This window comes from Oceanobacillus sp. FSL W7-1304, from assembly GCF_037969805.1.
Taxonomy (GTDB): Bacteria; Bacillota; Bacilli; order Bacillales; family Amphibacillaceae; genus Oceanobacillus; species Oceanobacillus profundus.
In genome coordinates this window covers 652,613-674,766 of record NZ_CP150211.1, presented here as the reverse complement: position 1 = coordinate 674,766, position 22,154 = coordinate 652,613, and the positions used below count along the sequence as shown (strand labels likewise).

Below are 22,154 nucleotides of genomic sequence, written 5' to 3'. Positions count from 1 at the left end.
ATCATAATAAATGAAACGCGAAGAAGGCACAAAGTACATGAGCAGCTAGTTTAAAGAGAGGGGTTTCCTTGGTTGAAAGAAATCCTAAACATAGCCTCATGGAAAGCTAAGCTGGAGTACGGCTAATCCCCGTCGGTCTCATACCGTTACCATGTTTAAGTGATGAATGATTTTATCATTCATAATTAGGGTGGTACCGCGAACAAATCTCGTCCCTGCATTCAATGCAGAGAGGGGATTTTTTAATTTTATCACGCATTAACGAGCTGTAATCCCCCCATTTTTAAGTGTGAGGGAACCCGAATCGCGTGAAGGTTGGGGGAAACAGCCTGTAAATTCCTAATTTTGTTCAACTAACATTCAGTGGAGGAAGAACGAAAACCCCACTGAATGAAGTTTCGCTTTATAAAACGTTTGGAGGAATGATTCATGAAACAATTAAGCTCAGCAGAAATAAGACAACTCTTTATTGACTTTTTCAAAGAGAAAGGACATCAGGTAGAACCAAGTGCTTCTCTTGTTCCTGTCGAAGACTCAACATTATTATGGATTAACAGTGGGGTTGCAACATTGAAGAAATATTTCGACGGTCGAGTAATTCCGGAAAACCCGCGTATTGTGAATGCACAGAAGTCCATTCGCACAAATGATATTGAAAATGTTGGCTTCACAGCAAGACACCATACATTTTTTGAAATGCTAGGGAATTTCTCCATTGGTGATTATTTTAAAAAAGAAGCAATAACTTGGGCCTGGGAGTTTTTGACGGATGAGAAATGGATCGGTTTTGATAAAGAATTACTATCTGTTACCGTACATCCAGAGGATGATGAAGCATATGACATTTGGCTGAATGAAATTGGAATTCCAAAAGAGAGAATTATTCGCTTAGAGGAAAACTTCTGGGATATTGGTGAAGGACCAAGTGGACCAAATACGGAGATCTTCTATGACCGTGGTGAAGCATATGGAAATGATCCCAATGATTCAGAGCTTTATCCAGGTGGAGAGAATAGCCGTTATTTGGAAGTGTGGAATCTTGTATTTTCCCAGTTCAATCATAATCCAGATGACACGTACACACCGTTGCCAAAGAAAAATATTGATACTGGGATGGGCCTTGAGCGATTGACATCGATCATTCAGCAGGTACCAACGAATTTTGATACGGATTTATTTATGCCAATTATCCGTAAAACGGAAGCTATTGCAAATACTACCTATGGAAATAGTGATGAGGGTGATACGGCATTTAAGGTCATTGCTGATCATATCCGCACGGTAAGCTTTGCAATAGGTGATGGTGCGGTTCCATCAAATGAAGGCAGAGGCTATGTACTACGAAGACTCATACGACGAGCAGTTCGATTTGCAAAAGAAATTGGAATTGAGAAATCATTTATGTATGAGTTAGTCGATACCGTTGGTGAAATAATGAAAGACTTCTACCCAGAAGTTTTACGTCAGCGTGAATTTATTCAAAATATTATCAAGGTGGAAGAGGAGCGTTTCCATGAAACGCTAAATGATGGATTGCATATACTATCATCCATTATGGATCGAGAAAAAGCTGCAGGAAATACGATGTTTCCTGGTGAGGAAGTATTCCGACTTTATGATACGTACGGTTTCCCGAAAGAGCTTACTGAAGAATATGTAGAACAACAAGGTTTCACTATTGATCAGGAAGGTTACGAACAGGAAATGGAAAAGCAACGTGAGCGTGCTAGAAATGCAAGACAAAAGGTAGATTCCATGCAAGTTCAAGATACAGTTTTAAGTGAAATCAAGATTGAAAGTGAATTTGTCGGCTATGATCAGCTTGAAGTGGATACAACGATAGCATCCATTATTGGTGGAAAAGAAGTTGTAAACACCATGAAAAAAGGTGATGAAGTTTTATTATTTTTAGATCGGACTCCTTTTTATGCTGAAAGTGGTGGGCAGGTTGCAGACCATGGTTGGATATACACAGAAAATGCATCTGCGTATGTACTGGATGTACAGAAGTCACCAAAAGGCCAGCATATTCATCGTGTTGAAATTAAAGAAGGTGAATTTCATGCAGGTGAGAGCGTAAAAGCAATGGTGGATGAGCGCTTCCGTACAGCAGTCATCAAAAACCACACGGCAACACATTTGCTCCATCAGGCGTTGAAGGACGTTTTAGGCACACATGTAAACCAAGCGGGTTCATTAGTGACACCAGAGCGATTACGCTTTGATTTTTCCCATTTTAATCCTGTAACGAAGGATGAACTGAAACAGATTGAACACATTGTTAATGAAAAAGTGTGGGAATCAATTTTCTTGTTTATAGATAATAAGAAACTGGATGAAGCAAAAGAGATGGGTGCAATGGCTTTATTCGGTGAAAAATATGGCGATGTTGTAAGAGTTGTTCAAATTGGTGATTACAGTCTAGAGTTATGTGGTGGTTGCCATGTGACGAACACTTCTGAAATTGGCTTATTCAAAATTGTATCAGAAAGCGGTATTGGGGCTGGTACAAGAAGAATTGAAGCTGTTACAAGTAAACATGCATATGAATACCTCAATGATAAATTAGAAGTATTTAGCAGATCTGCAAAGCTTGCTAAATCAAAAGAAGAACAGCTTCCAGAACGAATCGAAGGATTGCATCAAGAAATTAAAGGATTACAAAAAGAGAATGAGTCCTTAAGTGCGAAATTATCCAATTTAGAAGCTTCATCTATCTTAGATAAGGTAGAATCCATTCAGGATATAAGCCTTCTAGCTCAAAAGGTAAACGTGAAAGATATGAATCAATTACGTAAGATGCTCGACGAATTGAAGCAAAAGTTAGATTCTGGTGTCATTTTACTTGCGGCTGAAAATGATGGAAAGGTTCAATTAGCTGCAGGTGTGTCAAAAGATTTGATTGAGCAAGGCTTACATGCTGGGAACCTAATCAAACAAGCTGCAACCATTTGCGGCGGTGGTGGCGGTGGACGCCCAGATATGGCACAAGCGGGTGGTAAAAATCCAGCAAAAATTGCAGAAGCACTAGAAGCAGCTAAACATTATATAATTGAAAATATTAAGCAGGCTTAAGCAACATTTTTGGACTGAAGTTCTAACGAAAAGTAGGGACAGTTTGTATCCTTCTTTGGAAAAAGATATAATAATTTGTATAAACATGTTAGAATATGAATTAGAAGCGATTGTATTATAACAAGGCAAACTTGGAACGAGGTGTCACGATGAGTTCAATAGATAAGACAATGAAATTTAATTTCTCAGAGGAACCATTCGACCAGGATATAAAAGATATTCTTCTGACGGTACATGAGTCTCTGCAAGAAAAGGGATATAATCCGATCAATCAGATAGTAGGTTATTTATTGTCGGGCGATCCAGCGTATATTCCAAGATACAATGATGCCAGAAATTTAATTCGCAAAGTTGAACGAGATGAAGTTATTGAAGAATTGGTTAAGTTTTATTTGGAACAGCATAAAGATAAGTAAAGGATAAGCAGATGAAAATTGTAGGATTAGATGTAGGTTCAAAAACGATAGGTGTAGCAGTGAGTGACGCTTTTGGTTGGACAGCACAGGGTGTAACAACGATAAAATGGGATGAAGCCGATATTCATTCAGCGGATGCTGAACTAAAATCAATTATAGAAACGCATGAAATCGGAAAAGCTATCGTTGGATTACCGAAGAATATGAATGGTACAATTGGCGAACGTGGTGAAGCATCAAAAAGATACGCACGTCATTTGGAAGAAGTACATGGTATACCAACCGAGTTGTGGGACGAACGGCTTTCAACCATCGCAGCAGAACGCGTACTTTTGGAAGCAGATATGAGTAGGAAAAAAAGAAAAAAGATAATTGATAAAATGGCAGCAGTGATGATACTGCAAGGCTATCTTGATCAAAAATAAAGGAGTGATAGTATGGGATTAGAAGAAAAGGAAAGAATTATTATACCAGATGAAAATGGTGAAGAGCATCTATTTGAAGTATTATTTACATTTGATGTAGATGAAACAGGACAAACATATATTGCAGTTGTTCCTGCTGAACAAGCAGATGATGAGGAAGTAGAAGTATATGCATTCCGATATGAGGAAACAGACGACTCCGACTTATCACTCTTCCCGATTGAATCAGATGAAGAATGGGACATCGTTGAAGAAATGCTAAACACATTAGCAGAGGAAGAAGATGAATCGTAAGTATTAATTTCATAAAAACGGAGCTGATGTCATTTTTGACATCAGCTTTTGCTTGATTGATGGAAGGTTAAGACGTGCTATCTATATCAAAACGTTTATTTCAGAAAGGTAGGTCTTATCCAAACCAAATCATTAAAAAAGTGGAAGGATAAAAATCCGCTAAACCTTTTAAACTGTAAATCAACCTATTATTGCTATAGAACCGCATGTGCCTTTGTTGAATTCCGCTATATTATGGATAAAAATATCATTTTTTAGTATAATATAGCGGATGAAAGGGGGATATTGGATGTCCAAAAAGAAAGGGTCAGGCAGTTTTAAGGACAACCTTATTACCAGAAGCCAAGAGGCAAGTACTGTAAGAAAGATTGTATTGATTATACTTGTTGCTTTGTTCCTGATATTAGCCATTGGTGCAATTTCAGGCTATTTATACGTGAAATCGGCTCTGGAGCCTGTAGATGCAGAAAGTGAAGAAGAAATTACAGTAGAAATACCAATCGGTTCTTCAAGCTCAAATATTGCTGCAATTTTAGAGGAAAACGGAATTATTAAAGATGGAAGAGTTTTTCGGTTCTATGTAAAATTTAATAATGAGTCTGATTTTCAAGCGGGTGAATATACCTTTACACCTGCCATGACATTTGATGAAATTATAGAGTCACTGAAAAATGGACGCGTAATACTGGATGCGGTCCATACCGTGACCATTCCTGAAGGATTAACAATTGATCAAATTGCTGAAATATATAGTGAGCGATTTGACTTTACAAAAGAGGAATTTCTCGAAACCGTTAATGATCGAGCTTATGTTAAAGAATTGATGGAACGATACCCAAATCTTTTATCAGAAGAAATTCTCGATCCCGATATTCGAACACCATTAGAAGGCTATTTATTTGCTTCGACTTATGATTATTACGTCGAATCCCCAAGCATTGAATCAATCGTTGAGGGAATGCTTGATCAAACACAAAACGTAGTATCTAAATATATGCCAGCTATTGAGGAACTAGATTTTAATGTACACGAAGCACTTACATTTGCTTCACTCGTTGAAAGAGAAACGGCAAGCGAGGAACAAAGACAACAGATTTCAGGAGTGTTTTATAATCGCTTGGAAGCGGAGATGCCACTTCAGACAGACCCTACTGTTCTATACGCTTTAGGAGAGCATAATGAGGTTGTTACGTATGAGGATTTGGAAATAGATTCCCCGTACAACACATATAAAGTCACTGCATTGCCAATTGGCCCAATTGCCAATTTTGCGGAAAGCTCTTTAAACGCCGTAGTTGAACCAGCAGATACGGATTATATGTATTTCCTGCATGACAAAAAAGGGGAAATATATTATGCTGAAACGTACGAGGAGCATTTACAAAACAGGGATGAATATATGAAATAATTATCTGGGAATGTGAAATATCTATTTCACATTTCCCGTTTTTATAAGTATAAAAGGTACTATAACGAGCAAAGAGGTAAAAGAATGAACGAAGAAATAACTAAATATTTAACAGCTCTATTACCAGATCAAGAAGATTGGATAACTAAACTCGAATCGGAAGCCAAAGCTGATCAGGTGCCGATTATGGATAGGTCAGGCATGAACTTTGTAGCACAGCTCGTGCGATTAACACGTCCCGGGCAAATATTAGAAATAGGAACAGCGATTGGATATTCTGCTTTACGAATGCAAGCAGCGAGTTCGAATGCTTTCATTATAACAATTGAAAAAGACGAACAACGCTATCTTCAAGCAGTAAAAAACATTGAAGCATTAGGTAAACAAGAGCACATCGAGGTAATACAAGGGGATGCTCTAGACATACTTGTAGAACTAGCTGAACATGGAAAACGGTTTGACTTGATTTTTATTGATGCGGCAAAGGGTCAATATGAGCGTTTCTTTGAACTTGCTAACCCAATGTTAAATCCAAATGGCATTATCATTTCGGATAACGTGTTATTCCGAGGATTCGTCGCGAACCCTCTTGATGTTCCGAAGCGTTATCAGAAGATGGTAGATAAAATAAGAAATTACAATGAGATGCTAACGAATCATCCCGACTTCAAAACAACGATTTTGCCAATAGGAGATGGAGTAGCAGTAAGTTATAAAATGAAATAAGGAGAGGTGCTTTTTCGTGCGGGACAAGCCAGTAGTTATCGGTGTAGCCGGTGGAAGTGGCAGTGGTAAAACATCTGTAACACGCTCCATCTGTCAACGCTTTACAGATAAAACCATTCTTGTTGTAGAACAAGATTATTATTATAAAGATCAAAGTCATCTTCCATTGGAGGAAAGGTTAAACACGAATTATGACCATCCATTAGCGTTTGATAATGATTTGCTAATTGACCATTTACGTGATTTAATGAATCATAAACCTATCGAAAAGCCTGTTTATGATTATAAAATTCATACACGATCAGATGAAGTAATACATGTAAAACCGAAAGAAGTAATTATTGTTGAAGGAATTTTAATACTTGAAGATCCACGGCTAGTTGATTTAATGGATATTAAAGTATTTGTTGATACAGATGCCGATCTTCGTATTATTCGCAGGTTATTAAGGGATATTAAGGAAAGAGGTCGCTCATTAGATTCCGTTATTGACCAGTATATTAATAGTGTACGACCTGCTCATTTACAATTTATCGAGCCTTCGAAGCGATATGCAGATATTATAATTCCTGAAGGTGGACAAAACCATGTAGCGATTGATATAATGGCTTCTAAAATCGAAACAATCTTAGCAAAAAAATAAAGTGTAGGTTCAAAAAGAAGGATGGAAAGGACCGAGCAGTTCGAGGCGGCGTAGCTTGGAGCGGGCGATTTTACACGCAGGAAAAGTGATTTTCTTTTCCAAAGAGTGGAAAAGTAAGCCAACGAGCTTCTATAGCATGTGGTGACTTCGACGTTGACACAGGACGTGTCGGAAGTTAGTTGAAGGTCATCTGTTCTCGAAGTGTCATTTTCACCGGACTTTTTGAACGACCACTAAAACAAAAAGATTGAAAAACGGTTACAAATCTGCCATAGTAATCTTTAGTATATTTTTTTTATCGTCAGCATAAGCTTTAACGCTTATTTTTATTTGTATAGTGAAAAGAAGGAGTGTTTTGAATGGTTGTAGAGAAAAGTTATTATATGACACAAGAGGGGAAAGAAAAATTAGAGAAGGAATTACATTATTTGAAAACAGATCGACGTCAAGAGGTTGTGGAACGAATTAAAGTTGCACGAGACTTTGGCGATCTATCTGAGAACTCCGAGTATGATGCGGCAAAAGATGACCAAGCATTTGTTGAACAACGTATTACACAAGTGGAAAAAATGATTCGCAATGCAGTCATCATTGAAAATGATAATGATAATCCAGATGTTGTTTCTTTAGGTAAAACTGTAACTTTTATGGAATTACCTGATGGAGATGAAGAAACCTATACAATCGTTGGAAGTGCAGAAGCGGATCCATTTGAAGGAAAAATTTCCAATGATTCTCCAATGGCAAAAAGCTTATTAGGTCATGAAATTGGGACAGAGGTAGCAGTAGCAACCCCTGGTGGCGATATTCAAGTTAAAATTACGAAAGTGGAGTAGTAATTTATAAATCAATCTTACAATGAGTAGTGGATACTATGTTTAAATGGACATGGTAGCCACTATTTTTTATAGGTATACCCAACTTTTTATTCCCCGTAACAACATATTATGTATTTTTAATCCTAACACATTCGATCTTTATTAGATAATCATAGAGAAAAATGTATATCATTATAAACTTTTTCGTATTGGAGTTACCAATTTAGAAGTATTACTATTATTGTAAGACCTATTAGAAAATAATGGAGGTGCTACTAATTGGTTAAGCTGACGACTGAAACATTGTTTAGTAATGATTTACTAAGTCAAATCAGAGATAAGTTTGCATTTGTTGATATTGATCCCCATACACAGAAGAAGCGACTGTTTCTTGACAACGCAGGAGGATCCTTTCGACTGAAAAGCGCCAATGAAAAATTTGCGCAGTTCGATTTGATTCCAGATCATCCCGGACGTGACCATGAAACAGCAAAATTTTTATTTGAAATTGAACAACAGGGAATAAATGATACGCGAACAATATTTAATGCGAAAGAAGGGAGCATTGCAACTTACCTAACTGCTTCCCAGGCTATGTTTGAAATTACTGGTGTGATTGCTGAGAATATTGAGGGATCAAATATTGTTACTACCGCATTAGAGCATCCATCTGCATTTGATGCAGCCAAGTTTTATGCAAATAAGTTAGGAAAGGAATTTCGTGTTGCTAACACTAACCCTGTAACAGGAGGAGTGGATGTAGATGAAATAACGAAACTTATTGACAGCGACACTTGTTTTTTGAGTGTTATTTATGCATCGAATATTTCAGGCGCCATTTTAGATATTGAGACAATTGTAAAAGAAGCGAGAAGAATAAAACCAGATTTATATATTATTATTGATGCTGTGCAGCATGCCCCACATGGTTTAATTGATATCGAAAAAACCCCTGTAGATGCGATGAATATAGCACCGTATAAATTTTTCGGAGTGAGGGGAAGCGGGATTGCTTATCTTTCTGAAAGAGCTGCAAAACTTCTACATCACCGCCTGTTTGGAAAGGATCACAGTGATTTACAACTTGGCAGTTCAACACCTGGACATTTTGCTTCCATCAGTGAGGTTGTAAATTATGTTTGCTGGATAGGAAGTAAATTTTCCGATGAGCATGATAGAAGAAAAATGTTTGTAGAAGGAATGAATCGGATTGCTTTACATGAACGATCTCTTCTTGAAGTTATGCTGGATGGAACAGATAAAGCAAAAGGGTTAAGAAATATCCCGGGCATCACCGTCTATCTTGACTATGAAGATTTGTCCAAAAGGGATTTTATCGTTGCTATTCGTATAGAGTCTTTTGACTATCATGAAGCGGTTAATCAATATGGAGCTGAAAACATTATTGTCTATGATCGTGTAGCATCAAGCATTTATTCCAAAAGAATGTTGCAATCATTTGGAATGGAAGGTGCAATTAGGATATCGCCTTTACACTGTAACACTGTAGAGGAAATTGAAGAATTCCTAGAAGTTACACAAAAAATCGTTGAAAGAAATATAAAAAGTATCATATGAAAGAGAAATAGAACAAATTTTTGAACGCTCATCTTGGAGTGAGCGTTTATTCTGATTTAAAGGAAGACAAACTCCTCTTATTTAAAAATGTAATAAAATCCATACCGGCTTTTGAAAGTAGTTGGGGCTTTTTATAATACAACATAATATTTTGATAAGCGTTTATATCATTAATTTTATAGAAAAATAATTTATCGGTTGCCTCTACGTAATGGGTAACTCCAGCACGTACAAAAGCAATCCCTTTTCCATTACAAGCAATATAATAGGAAGTAAGCATCTGATCTAGATACATGGTTACACTGGGTGTGAAACCTGCCTTTTTACACATCTTCAAACTTCTCTGATACATATCGTTTCCCTTTTTTAGCAATAGGAAATTTTCCTTTTCAAATGCCTTTAGATTGACTTTCGGATATTTCTCACTCAAATATTGCCCATTTACAACATCTTTGAAAGTTAGACGATATTTTTCCAAGGCATTGTTTATTTTATAATAGGAAGGAACTGCAAGTATAATATTTTCTCTTTCCCAAGCATAAGAATCGAATACTTTAGGATCTCCTTTCATTTCAACATCAATCACAATATCAACAGTGCCTGAACGCAGATCTTTCATTAAATCATCTGCATTAGCCTCGAGGAGATGCACCATATAATCTGGATATTTAAGTTTAAATTCCTGAACGACTGTTGGTAAAATATAAGTGCAGAAGAAGGAAGCTCCCCCAACATTGATAGACGTCTGTTTATGATCCGCTAAGCTATTAAAATAGGATCGCATTTCTTTTTCTAGATGCATGATGTACTCGATTGATTCAATATAATATCTTCCTGCTGGTGTTAGTTGGATTGGATTACTACTCCTATCAAAAATAGGAAGACCAATTTCTGCCTCTACCTTCTTAATTGTCGCACTAAGTGCTGGCTGTGAAATATAAAGCTTTTCTGCTGCTTTTGAGAAACTTCTATTCAAATATACTTCATATACATAATCCATATTTTTGAGCATTAGAGTCCTGGAATCCCCTTTATTATAGACGTACTTTAAAAATTTCCCTTTTATACTATTTTTAAAAAGAAGTATGTACATTCACTTTTTATGTACCATTTTATTTGGCATATAGAGAAAAGGATATATCATTATAAATGTTTTCGTATTGGAGTTGTAATCCTTAAAGAGCTACTATTATAACTATAGAGAATAATCAAGGATTATGCAAAGTGGTATGGAATGACAAAGAGAGGGAGGGAATACGTATGAGCTTATTAGAAGAAAAGTTTTTAAAACTAGGTGCTGAATATGCGCCAGGACAAGAAGTACGACAGAATACCGTTGAGGTTGATATTCACAAGAAGAGAATGCTTGGGTCATCTGTTGATTTTTCACATGGTGATGTTGATGCTTTCGAGCCAATACCAGGATCATTGGACGTTTTTATTGAAGGTGTAAATTCTGGTGGGAAACAGGCCTACACGGAGTATCGTGGAAGTAAAAATATTCGTGAGGATGCAGCAGAAAAGCTTTCGATTTTTGCGGGTACAACGATTAATGCAGAGCAGAATCTTATTATTACGCCAGGCACGCAAGGTGCACTTTTTCTAGCTATGGGAGCTTCTATTTCAAGAGGGGATAAAGTTGCAATTGTAGAACCAGACTATTTTGCTAACCGAAAACTAGTCGAATTTTTTGATGGTGAGGTTGTCCCTGTCCATATGGACTATTTCGATAATGACAATTCAGCAGGTTTGAACTTAACGCAGTTAGAGGATGCTTTCCGAGCTGGTGTTAGACTCTTTTTATTCTCTAATCCTAATAATCCTACAGGCGTCATTTATTCACAGGAAGAAATTTATGAGATTGCAGAACTGGCTCAAAACTATGGGGTAGCAGTTATCGTTGATGAGCTGTATTCCCGTCAAATTTTTGATGGACGTGCGTATACACATCTTTGTGCACAGAATATCTTAAATCCCGAAAATATAATCACGATTATGGGTCCATCAAAAACTGAGTCGTTAAGTGGGTATAGGCTTGGAGTAGCATTTGGGTCTGCCAAAATCATCGATCGTATGGAGAAACTACAGGCTATCGTGTCCCTGCGTGCTGGCGGCTATAACCAAGCCGTATTGAAATCTTGGTTTTCTGAACCGAAAGGATGGATGGAAAAAAGGATTGCACAACACCAGGCAATTCGGGATGATTTGGTTAAAAAGTTCTGGAATGCGCAAGGCTTTAAGGTAAGAGCTACAGAGGCAGGGAGTTATCTATTTCCACAGTTCCCCGAATTAACTATTTCTATATATGATTTCGTAAAGGTACTTCGCGTTCAAGCAGCTGTTACAGTAACGCCGGGTACTGAATTTGGACCAAAGTTTAAAGATAGCTTTCGCATAAATTTCTCACAAAATCATCAGGTCGCAACTGATGCAATTGACCGTATTATTCAAGTAGTAGAGGAGTACCGTAAATGACTACCTCAGAAAAGAGAAACAATCCTATTCCACAGGGAACTATGTTCTGACAACACGATGAAGAAAAAAAATGGTGTGTTGACTCAACGTGGGGAAGTGGGCATATTGAAGTCGATACGCTTTTCATAAAGATAAAAATGAATTGGGGAGTTTATAAAACATTATTATCCGGCATTTTTAGTTTAAATGCCAATTCAGCAGGAATAAAAGAAGAGGTGACAGATGTATATTTGGAACGTACATCTGTCACCCTTATTAAAATCATTTACTCCGCAATCTCAAATTCCTCAGCTTCAGAATCAACAATAATGAAGTATTCATTTACATTGGAATCAAGCTTCCATTCTCCTGCATTTTCGTCATAAATGACTGTTAGTTTTCTCGATCTCGTGTACTGATCCTCATCCCTATCCCGTAATAGCCATCCTAGGTTACTGTTTGGTTCATGAAACACATGGTGTACATAAAATTCAAGCGTATAAGCATCCTTGTTTTCGTCAAATTTCGGATCACTTACTTTTGATAGATCATAAGTAGTGTGAACTAGCTTTCCGGTATAATCTGGATCTTCCTTCTCGACGTCAGTAATTTGATCTTCTAATTTTTCTTTGAAATTCTCAGTAATACCATCTTTTAGTAGTGATGCATCTCTTTCAGAAAGTGCTATTTGATACTGTGCGATCGTTTCATTCAATTGTTCCATTAACGCATGGAGGGCTTCGTCATTTAGTGCATGTAGTTTGTTAAAATTCACGTGGTCACTATCAATTGTTATCTCTTCACTCTTTACAACTCCCCATGGATAATCTTTTCTAATATCCAAGGAAACAGAATTGTCATTTGGAAAGGTACCAATTGATTGTTCGCCTTCCGAAATCGTTATGTCAGTTTCTTTATCGTTAATATATAACGTAAAATCGTCCTCAAGTGCATGGACAGTAATCGGTGCAAGCGGAAGTTCAAATTCATGGAACCCTGCTTGCTGACGATTATTAAAAAGTTCAAGATCATCATGTTGCTCTGCCGTTACATATGTATTATCAAATAAAGCTTGCACAGAATAGACTCCAGGCATAAATGGACCGAAGCTTTCTTCAAAAGTTTCCTCTGTTGTAGTAGCAACCTCTTCTTCATTTATGGATAATGTAATGTTTTCATTTTCTGCTGCTAGGGTAATCATAGCAGGAATAACTTCAAACTTGTAATCGTCAAATAATGCCCAGGCCTTCCCATCATGGATAAGATTTAAAGTCGCATAAACATCATCCATGTATGCAGTGCCATTATTTCCATCGGTTTGGTTGATAAATTCTGCTTGACTATGAAACTTGGAAATAAGCTCATCTAGTGATTCGGGATTAGAATTAAGATAATTGATAAATGCACTTGTATTCTCATCGGTTATTTCAAATGATTCAACAGCTGGAACGAGTAAGGACTTAAGTTTTGCTGTATCTTCGTTAGCAACTGCATCTTCGAAAGCAGATATGCTTTGTTCTGTACCAAAAGACTTGTTTCCAACTACATATAAACTGATGACTGCAATGAATAATACTCCTACAATAGCTCCTATGACTAGAAATATTTTCTTATTTCTCGGTGCTTTTTGTTCTGAAACGTTAGACCCGCATTCCGGACAAAATTTCTTTACGCCAGAAAGATTGTGGCCACAATTCGGACACTTCATAAAAATAGTTCCTCCCTTTAATCTATGTAAGTATTTTCATATTATCATAAGACGAACGAAATAGGATGCTACTTATAGACTGTTTATTTCAATAGATATTAGTATATTTAATATTAGTCGAACTCAAACTTTAGTTCGTAATATACACATATTTATTTATAAAGTACTATCAAAAAGCGATTTTTTGAAAGATGGAAAACGTTAACAAACATTTCATTATTATTACATTTACATTACATTCCCGAAAAAAGTCAGCTAATTATCTCCATCTAGTTATATTGATCTATGTCAATGCGATTATACAATTCCTTATTTTCCCAATCGGAAATATGAATAATTTTTTGAAAATAAAATAAAGCATTCTATTTTTTAATGATTCTTTCAAAAAGAGACTAGAAGACGAACGTTAAATCGAAATTGTCGATATATCATATGTATTTATCCAAATATCTTAAATTAAAACTATATCCTTATCTTAAATTCAAGATAATTCCCGAACTAAACCAGGACTATATAACTGTTTTTGGTAAAACCCCTTAAAATTATGTGACAGATTTAGTAATATTATGTGAGTAAAAAGTGAAGGCATAATTAATATGGTGGTGAATGAATTGAAAAAAATACGAATTGTCGTGGCAGACCATAATAGTAGCTATATGGAATCATTATCAGCCTTTTTGCGCATATCAGAGGAAGCGTCACGATTTATCGTTACATATTTTTCTGAACAAGGTAAACTGGAATCCTATTTAAAACGAGGAGACATAATCGACATTATGTTAATTAGCCCAGAGCTATATGATCGAATGCTAAATATAGCTCCTGAAACATGCATTATTCTACTCGAGGATGATCAGCTATCGACAAGGAGAGAATCGATGGAAGCTGTGTTTCGATACCAGCGGTTAAATCAACTTATTTCCAGTATCCTTGCAATCTATTATGAGCGAAATCAATCAGCAGGTAAGCTGCTGGCAAGAAGCAAGAAAACGAAAGTAATAACAGTTTATTCTCCAATAGGAGGATGCGGTAAGACGGCAATTGCTACAAACTTAAGTAAGCAGTTGGCACTTAATCATGCGAAAGTATTTTATTTAAATCTTGAGCTATTAAATACTACAAGACTATATTTTACATCTGCTGAAGATAATCCGTCATTGCAAATATTTTATTATGTAAAAGCAGAATCACCTCAGCTTTTGTCTAAAATTGAAGCGTTGAAAAAGTACGACGCATATTCAATGGTTGATTATTTCGACATTGAGATCAGTGCCGATGAGTTGCTTGAATTCAATGAGGCTGATGTAAAGCGATTAATTAATGGAATTGTTGAAACAGGTGCTTATGATTATATTGTTGTCGATCTTGATAGTTCCTTGCACGAAAGAAACATCGCAGCTATCAAAGAATGCGACCAGATCATCTGGCCAATTGCAAACGATGTGCAAAGTTTATTAAAAACAAAGTCGTTTTTTGAGGAAGAACTAAAGTTGATGGGTAAAGAAAACATCGTTAAAGATAAGCTAACAGTTCTTTTAAATAAGTATACTGGATCGATGGTAGGTACGATGGGGGAGTATGGGATATCCGTAGATGGCTACCTGCCATTTATAGAAAACTGGATCAACATGCAATCCAGCTCTGAAATATTAGGAAATGAACAATTTAATCAAGAGCTTCAATCCATTATTCACGATAAGATTATAGTCGAACTGGAGGGGGTTTCTACCATTGGTTGAGGAACAAATTGTGAAGAATCTCATTCGGCAGCTTAGAGAAACCTTAGATTTAATGCACTCGATTACGAATGATGAATTAAAGGAATATGTAGAGGCTGCAGTATTTGACTATGCGAAGGAGCAACATTTGAAGTCTACGGAGATTAAATATCTCGTTGAGCGAGTCTATAACTCATTTCGTGGTTATGACGTTCTACAGCCATTAATTGATGATAAGACAATTACAGAGATTATGATTAATAATCATAAAGAGATTTTTATCGAACGATTTGGTTCAACGACAAAGGTAGATATTCAGTTTGAAAGTGAGCAAAAATTAGAGGATATCATTCAATCTATTGTATCGAAAGTGGATCGTGTGGTTAATGAATCTTCACCAATTGTTGATGCCAGATTACAAGACGGATCTAGGGTAAATGTGGTTCTTCCACCGATCGCCTTAAAAGGCCCAGTAATGACGATTCGGAAATTTCCTGATAAACCGCTGCTCATTGAGGATTTAATCAAATATGATTCGATTTCCGAAGAAGCAGCTGAATTCTTAAGGAAACTTGTCATCTCGAAGTATAATATTTTTATTGGTGGAGGTACGGGTTCAGGAAAAACAACATTTTTAAACGTACTTTCAAATTTTATTCCGCAACACGAACGAATCATTACGATTGAGGATTCTGCTGAGCTTCAAATTAAAAATGTTCCGAATCTTGTTAGTTTGGAAACACGAAATGCAAATACAGAAGGAAAGGGAGAAATTACAATTCGTGATTTAATCAAATCTTCCTTGCGTATGCGGCCAGATCGAATCATCGTCGGGGAAGTACGTGGTGCCGAAGCACTTGATATGCTGCAGGCGATGAACACTGGTCATGATGGTTCGCTTTCCACTGGTCATGCTAACTCTGTAAAAGATATGCTGAGCAGACTTGAAACAATGGTGCTGAATGGTGCAACCCTACCAGTGGAAGTTATTCGTAAGCAAATTTCTTCAGCGATTGATATTATGATTCACTTAATGCGCTTGCGAGATAATTCAAGGAAAATTGTCGCGATAAGTGAAGTGCTTGGTGTTGAAAATGGTGAAGTCGTTTTAAATCCACTTTATGAATTCGTGGAAGAAGGAGAAAAAGAGAATGGTGAAGTAATCGGAAAACTCGTTTCTACAGGTAATAATCTGGTTAACCAGTCAAAAGCGAATCTTGCAGGTATCGAAGTAGATCATGAAAAGGTAAGCGGGTGATGCTATGGCGGATATTATTTTAGTTATCCTATTGGTTGCTTTAGTAGCAGGGTATATTATCGCTGTATCAAAAAGAAAGAAACGAGAGGAAAACCAAACGGAACTGGCGGATGAAGTTGCCAAAAATACAGAGCTGGAACAACTAAAAAAGAAGCATTTTATGGAACGGATGCGTCATCGATCAGATAAGCAAATCGAGTCACATCTTGTCGATTACGCGGAGTATCACCTCTTGATGAGAGAGTATATCTTTTATGCAGCTCTTGCAATCATATTTTTCGCATTTATCGGTTATTTATTTTATGAAAGCTTTATAGCTGCGATTATCTTTGGGGCTGCTGGATTGTTTTATCCGAAAATCCAGAAGAAAACACTCTTAGAAAAACGCAAGGAAAAATTAAAATTACAATTTAAGGAAGCAATTGCCTCGCTGTCCTCATCGCTTGCAGCAGGTAGGTCAATCGAGAATAGCTTCAAAGAAGTTGTGTCAGATCTATATCTTCTATATCCAGATCCAAAAACAGAAATTATTCAGGAGTTCGAGATTATTAATCGACGAATTGAAAATGGAGAGACAATCGAGAATGCAATTTTAGATTTCAGTATCCGTTCCGATATTGAAGATATTCAAAATTTTGCGGATGTTTTCATTACGTGTAAGCGGTCTGGCGGGAACCTCGTAGAAGTTATTCGAAGAACGTCAGATATTATTAGTGAAAAAATTGATATTCAGCAAGAAGTTGCCGTCATGATTGCATCCAAGAAATTCGAATCACGAATTTTAAGTGTTGCACCGGTAGGAATGATTTTATTATTGAAATACAGTGCAGAGGATTACTTAGCTCCAATGTATGATTGGAGTTCGGGCGGTCCGCTGATTATGACAGTTTGTTTGGGGATCCTTATTTTTTCCTATTGGTTTGGGCAACGAATTATGGATATTAAGGTGTGATGAAGTATGATGGTCTATGGCATATTGACCTTAGTGATAATTTTTATATATTTTGGAATTTCCGTTAAAGTTGGGAAGCAATATGATGTAGTTGTTGAGGACTTTAAAAACGACTATCCGCTAATGTTTATGGCTCCTGTATCATTATTTATTATTGATAATTTAAAGATTATGGAGCGGCTATACAGTCAAATTGCAAAAATACAACAAAAAATGATTAGTTTATATGGCAACAGAACAGCGTTGCAGCATACGAGAATGTATGTGGCACAACTAATTTCAACGTCACTTGTATGTTTATTAGGAACATTTTTATTTACGTTATTATCTGAAGGTGATGTGACGATCTTTATCGTTGGGATTTTATTCACTGTTCTAATTCCATATGCAATGATTAGCAAGCTCTCGAGTCAAGAAAAGGAACGGAAGGAAAAAATTCTTACGGAGCTCCCAGAAGTAGTGAATAAAATTATTTTGTTAGTGAATGCCGGGGAAACAGTGCAGCAAGCATTAATCCGATGTGTTACGCAAACAAATGACCCGAATTCTCCACTAATTAAAGAATTAACTGAAACAGTTAATAAAATGGTGAGTAATGAACCTTTTCATCAAGTATTGAATGATTTAAGTAAAAAATGTGGTGTACAAGAAATCTCGATTTTTACTACAACAATTTTATTAAATTATCGTAAGGGTGGTAATGATTTAATTCTTGCATTACGTGAATTGTCTCATGAGTTATGGGAGAAGCGAAAGTCCATTTCCAAGACAAAAGGGGAAGAGGCGTCATCTAAGCTCGTATTCCCGCTTATACTCATTTTTGTAGCGGTTATGATTATTGTTGGTTTTCCTGCACTTACCATCTTGTAAGTACAGGTTACAAAATATAAAACAAAAGAATTTTAGGAGGAAGAAAAATGAATATGATTAAAGAATCGATTAAGAACTTTTGGAATGATGAGGAAGGCTTACAGACATTGGAAATTATGTTGATTATAGCTGTTATTGTCGTAATTGCATTACTATTTAGAGATCGAATTATGGTTTGGATTGAGGATTTATTGAATTTCGGTGATAAGAATATTGGTGAATTCCAGCAGGAGTAACCTTTTGAGGGGACTTAAATTATGCAATTCATGAAAAAATATTTAAAAAGAATTAAAAAGGATGAGCATGGGGCATTTACGATCGAAGCATCAGTAATATTCCCGATATTATTACTTTTAACCTTAAGTTTTATCTTTTTTGCACTGGTAATCTATCAGCAATCCGTTCTCCACTACAGTGCAAATACAGTAGCAGAACGACTGGCATTTGTTTGGGATAACAGTGATAAAGATATTGATACTGGGGAATTTGATAAATATACTACTTTCCCTGGTGGAGATGGTCTCTACTGGAGATTAACAAGTGATCAGTACCTATCTCAGTTTGGAATTGATATATTCTCCAGAGGAAATGCAACCGTACAAATTGGTTCTGGCGGTGGTGGCAGTTTACCACAGCAGAAGCTGGGAAGAGCTACAACGGATATCCTGCCACCCGGAGCCACTGGTGAAGTGCAATACAACAATGGGTTAGCAGGTAGTGAAATCGTTGTTAAATTAAGAAGTCCCTTGAATTTGCCTTCCTCATTAAGCAGCTTGTTTGGTATAAATGAAATTGAGGCAGAGGCCAGTCATGTAGTTACAGAACCTGCTGAATTTATTCGAACAACAGACTTGGTTATGTATGCTGTAAAATCAATAGCAGATTACTCCGGGTATATAACAAAATTTATATCTGGAAATTAAAGGAGGGTAATTTTGAAGAAAAGATTTAAAACAGCATTTCGGCACTTTATAGTGAATGAAAATGGAGCTGTTTCTATTTATGTTATTATAGTTACCCTCTTACTATTCTTATTTAATGCAGTATTAATAGATTTTGTTCGAATAATGGTGGCTGAGAATCAGGTGGAGCAGGCTTCTAAAAGCGCAATTCGTTCTGCATTCTCTTCCTACAATAAGGACGTACAGAATAAAGGATTGTTTATCATAAATGAAAATGCTGAAGATCCAGGAGAGATATTTGAGAAGGTATTTGAAAATAATTTACAAGTAGAAGAAGGTAGCTATTTCAGATTTGTAGATACGAAAATGGAGAGTACTAGCTTCGCACCTGATTCTGGGCGTACTTTTTCTAATAAGGAAATTGTTAAACACCAGATATTAGAGGATATGAAATACACTGCACCGATAGAGTTTGGGAAAGTTATACTAGATGGTATCCTGCCTTATTCCTGTACCATGCTGGAAGCAGAAATATATGTTGATATTTCCAAAGATGTTAACGATTTAGTTAAAGATAGAGATGCAGAAATGGAAAAAGCAATTAACCATATGAAGAATGCCTATAATCAATTAGATTCAGTTGATAATAAGGTTAATGGTACAAATGCATCTACATATCCTAACCTAAATAATCTTGGTAATGCGATAGATCATTTTCCAACATACATTGAAGATGAAGATTCAGAGTTTGAAGATGACCTCAGGAATTTATTGAAAGATATTCGGGATAATGCAAATACAAATAAAACCGAATTAGAAGCTGCAATTGTTGATTTGAACAATGCAAAGGAAATTAATGAAGCTATTCAGAAAAAAATTGATGATACAAGGGAAGAAGTTGAAGGAAAATATGGAGACCTTTCCGATAGTCAATGTAGTGATAGCTCCATGTCAGATGTTCAAAATGAAATAAGTGAATTAACGGATATGATAAACGATTATGTTTTGGATAGCTCTTTTTTCACAACAGCCCGTTCTAATATTGAAGAGGCTTTGGATAGTGTTGATGATGGCGGTCAACCAGGAGCATCGACAAGGCTTTTGCCATATGTAAAATATCAAATTGATACATTATCTGAGATACTTGAATTTGATTTAACAGCATTTCGTCCACCATTCAATAATATTATCAGTAAGTTTAATACAGCACTGAATGATACAGATGAGGCCAGAAAATATATTGATAATAATTATGAGGAAACAGACACTGGAGTTGATGGTGGAGAAGATAACAGTGGTCTTTCGGATGCATTGAGAGAACTTGAAAAAATAAAAGACATCTTTCAAAAAGGAATTGCTTTTACGCAGGATTTCCCAGTCTATACTGAACTAGAATCATTAGTTCAAACATATGGCAATGCTTCGTTGAACAACCCGGGAAACCTTGACTTGGAGGATCCTGAAGATAGTGCATCAGATGCATTTGATATCGTATCAAATTTATTTAAGAGTCTTGGGGACCTATCCACTGAAATTAGAAACAAAGCATATATAAATGAGTATATTCTTACGAGATTTGAAGCAGATGACAGTTTAGGTATAATGGAACCTGGCAGTTATCCGGAAAATTTTCTATTTATAAATAGAGAAGTGGAATATATTTTATATGGTCATCATGCACCGGGAATAAATTATGCAAATGCATTATTGGAATTATCAGCAACAAGATTTGCGTTTAATTTTATTTCATCATTTTCACAACCGCAAGTGCAAGCAGTAGTACTTCCGTTACCAAAATTTTTGGCCGCAGTAGGTTGGTCTTTTACCGAGACAGTAAATGATATTACAAAGTTGACTAAAGGTGAGGAAGTTCCATTATTGAAAATTAGGGGAGTTAGATCATTCTCAACAGATTACAAATTTTATTTAAGGCTTTTCTTGTTTCTGCATCCAGATCCGGATGATGAACGTATCACTCGAATTCAGTCTGTCATTGATCAGAAATCATCTGATGATTTAGAAAATGCACCCATCTATGCCACAGCAAATGCAGAAGCTTCGATTGATTTGTGGTTTCTTCCAGGAATCATTGATATGCTTGGAAGTACAAATATATTAGAAGGTCAGGTAAGAAATGGCAGATACTATATCGATACGGAAACAAACTACTCTTACTAAGTATGACAGGAGGAATATGAAATGAAAAAACTGTTTATGGGTCTGTTTTCTATTGCATTATTATCAAGCTTGCTCGTTGCTTGTAATAATGATGAACAAGATGAAGAAGTGGAGGACACTCCAGTTACGGAAGAAGAGACATCAGAAACACCTGAGGATGAGGCTACCGAGAATGAAGATGAAGATACTTCTGAAGGTGAAGAAAATAATCAGGAAGATGATTCAAATGAATCAGCATCAGAAAACAACGGGGAGTATCCTGAGAATCAAGAAGGTTTAGGTATTGGCGATACTGGACATATCGGCAGCAACTTTGGCGAATTTGAGATTACGTTAAATTCAGTGGAAATAAAAGATGAAGTTGCTAATGATCCATCACGAGAAGGGAATTATGTACTTGTAGACGTGACTGTTAAAAACCTGACGAATGAACCGATTCCTGGTGCAGATGCATTAGGTAATACATTCCTATCTACAGACAGGGAATCAACTGGATTTGGATGGTTTAATATGGATGGTGTTGCAGAAGAGTGGCCAGAAATAGCCCCCGGTGAGTCACATACTGGAGTTTTATTGTATGATCTTCCAGTTAATGACTTGTATGTGTTAAATACCGGAAGAAATTTTTCTGGTCTATCCAATGTAGTAGCATTTGAATTTACACAAGACGAAGCTAAATAACATGGAAATATAGACGAACATACTGGGGCTATTCTTATAATAGTAAGAAT

At 36.3% G+C, this 22,154-nt stretch carries 20 protein-coding genes and 1 other annotated feature; of the genes, 18 read left to right on the top strand and 2 right to left on the bottom strand.

Annotated elements, in window-relative coordinates; all coding sequences use genetic code 11:
• Window positions 1–11 precede the first annotated feature (11 nt).
• Window positions 12–220, top strand: a binding site (T-box leader).
• Between the two features lie 209 nt (window positions 221–429).
• The 9 genes from alaS (at window position 430) to NYE61_RS03500 (ending at window position 9,383) form a co-directional block, all read left to right on the top strand.
• A complete protein-coding gene (gene alaS, locus NYE61_RS03540) occupies window positions 430–3,075 on the top strand; it encodes an alanine--tRNA ligase (protein WP_303447323.1) in 2,646 nt (881 codons plus the stop codon).
• Window positions 3,076–3,224: 149 nt separating this feature from the next.
• On the top strand, window positions 3,225–3,491 hold the full coding sequence (locus NYE61_RS03535; RefSeq protein WP_095307133.1) for an IreB family regulatory phosphoprotein: 267 nt from the start codon (window positions 3,225–3,227) through the stop codon (window positions 3,489–3,491).
• Window positions 3,492–3,502: 11 nt separating this feature from the next.
• Window positions 3,503–3,916 (top strand): Holliday junction resolvase RuvX, encoded by a 414-nt coding sequence (ruvX, locus tag NYE61_RS03530; RefSeq protein ID WP_095307132.1) that lies wholly within the window; start codon window positions 3,503–3,505, stop codon window positions 3,914–3,916.
• Window positions 3,917–3,928: 12 nt separating this feature from the next.
• A complete protein-coding gene (locus tag NYE61_RS03525; protein ID WP_095307131.1) occupies window positions 3,929–4,210 on the top strand; it encodes a DUF1292 domain-containing protein in 282 nt (93 codons plus the stop codon).
• 289 nt (window positions 4,211–4,499) lie between these two features.
• A complete protein-coding gene (gene mltG / locus NYE61_RS03520; protein ID WP_095307129.1) occupies window positions 4,500–5,618 on the top strand; it encodes an endolytic transglycosylase MltG in 1,119 nt (372 codons plus the stop codon).
• A gap of 84 nt (window positions 5,619–5,702) precedes the next feature.
• Window positions 5,703–6,344 (top strand): O-methyltransferase, encoded by a 642-nt coding sequence (locus NYE61_RS03515; RefSeq protein WP_095307128.1) that lies wholly within the window; start codon window positions 5,703–5,705, stop codon window positions 6,342–6,344.
• Between the two features lie 16 nt (window positions 6,345–6,360).
• A complete protein-coding gene (gene udk, locus NYE61_RS03510) occupies window positions 6,361–6,987 on the top strand; it encodes a uridine kinase (RefSeq protein ID WP_095307127.1) in 627 nt (208 codons plus the stop codon).
• A 359-nt stretch (window positions 6,988–7,346) separates the two neighbouring features.
• Window positions 7,347–7,823 carry a transcription elongation factor GreA gene (gene greA / locus NYE61_RS03505; protein ID WP_095307126.1) on the top strand — a complete coding sequence of 159 codons (477 nt, stop codon included), beginning with the start codon at window positions 7,347–7,349 and terminating at the stop codon, window positions 7,821–7,823.
• 261 nt (window positions 7,824–8,084) lie between these two features.
• Window positions 8,085–9,383, top strand: coding sequence for an aminotransferase class V-fold PLP-dependent enzyme (locus tag NYE61_RS03500; RefSeq protein ID WP_303447317.1), 1,299 nt, complete (start codon window positions 8,085–8,087; stop codon window positions 9,381–9,383).
• A 46-nt stretch (window positions 9,384–9,429) separates the two neighbouring features.
• Here NYE61_RS03500 and NYE61_RS03495 read toward each other — a convergent pair whose 3' ends face one another.
• Window positions 9,430–10,383 (bottom strand): LysR family transcriptional regulator, encoded by a 954-nt coding sequence (locus NYE61_RS03495; protein WP_303447315.1) that lies wholly within the window; start codon window positions 10,381–10,383, stop codon window positions 9,430–9,432.
• Between the two features lie 260 nt (window positions 10,384–10,643).
• Between NYE61_RS03495 and NYE61_RS03490 the strand changes: the two genes are divergently transcribed.
• A complete protein-coding gene (locus tag NYE61_RS03490; RefSeq protein WP_303447314.1) occupies window positions 10,644–11,858 on the top strand; it encodes a pyridoxal phosphate-dependent aminotransferase in 1,215 nt (404 codons plus the stop codon).
• Window positions 11,859–12,123: 265 nt separating this feature from the next.
• Here the strand turns inward: NYE61_RS03490 and NYE61_RS03485 are convergent, their stop codons facing one another.
• On the bottom strand, window positions 12,124–13,545 hold the full coding sequence (locus NYE61_RS03485) for a hypothetical protein (RefSeq protein ID WP_303447313.1): 1,422 nt from the start codon (window positions 13,543–13,545) through the stop codon (window positions 12,124–12,126).
• Window positions 13,546–14,156: 611 nt separating this feature from the next.
• Between NYE61_RS03485 and NYE61_RS03480 the strand changes: the two genes are divergently transcribed.
• From NYE61_RS03480 to NYE61_RS03445, 8 genes are read left to right on the top strand one after another with little or no spacing between them, the layout of a single operon-like run.
• Window positions 14,157–15,284, top strand: a complete 1,128-nt coding sequence (locus tag NYE61_RS03480; protein ID WP_303447312.1) for an AAA family ATPase — start codon at window positions 14,157–14,159, stop codon at window positions 15,282–15,284.
• Window positions 15,277–16,521, top strand: coding sequence for a CpaF family protein (locus NYE61_RS03475; protein WP_240033757.1), 1,245 nt, complete (start codon window positions 15,277–15,279; stop codon window positions 16,519–16,521). The genes NYE61_RS03480 and NYE61_RS03475 overlap by 8 nt, the downstream gene beginning before the upstream one ends.
• A gap of 4 nt (window positions 16,522–16,525) precedes the next feature.
• Window positions 16,526–17,473: a type II secretion system F family protein gene (locus NYE61_RS03470; RefSeq protein WP_095307119.1), complete on the top strand. Its 948-nt coding sequence runs from the start codon at window positions 16,526–16,528 to the stop codon at window positions 17,471–17,473.
• Window positions 17,474–17,506: 33 nt separating this feature from the next.
• Window positions 17,507–18,343, top strand: coding sequence for a type II secretion system F family protein (locus tag NYE61_RS03465; protein ID WP_158586226.1), 837 nt, complete (start codon window positions 17,507–17,509; stop codon window positions 18,341–18,343).
• A 47-nt stretch (window positions 18,344–18,390) separates the two neighbouring features.
• Window positions 18,391–18,579 (top strand): Flp1 family type IVb pilin, encoded by a 189-nt coding sequence (locus tag NYE61_RS03460; protein ID WP_118889101.1) that lies wholly within the window; start codon window positions 18,391–18,393, stop codon window positions 18,577–18,579.
• Window positions 18,580–18,600: 21 nt separating this feature from the next.
• Entirely contained in the window at window positions 18,601–19,266 is a 666-nt protein-coding gene (locus tag NYE61_RS03455; protein WP_339316858.1) for a TadE family protein, read from the top strand.
• 12 nt (window positions 19,267–19,278) lie between these two features.
• Entirely contained in the window at window positions 19,279–21,423 is a 2,145-nt protein-coding gene (locus NYE61_RS03450) for a DUF5702 domain-containing protein (protein WP_303447308.1), read from the top strand.
• 21 nt (window positions 21,424–21,444) lie between these two features.
• On the top strand, window positions 21,445–22,104 hold the full coding sequence (locus tag NYE61_RS03445; RefSeq protein ID WP_303447306.1) for a DUF4352 domain-containing protein: 660 nt from the start codon (window positions 21,445–21,447) through the stop codon (window positions 22,102–22,104).
• The last annotated feature ends 50 nt before the right edge of the window (window positions 22,105–22,154 follow it).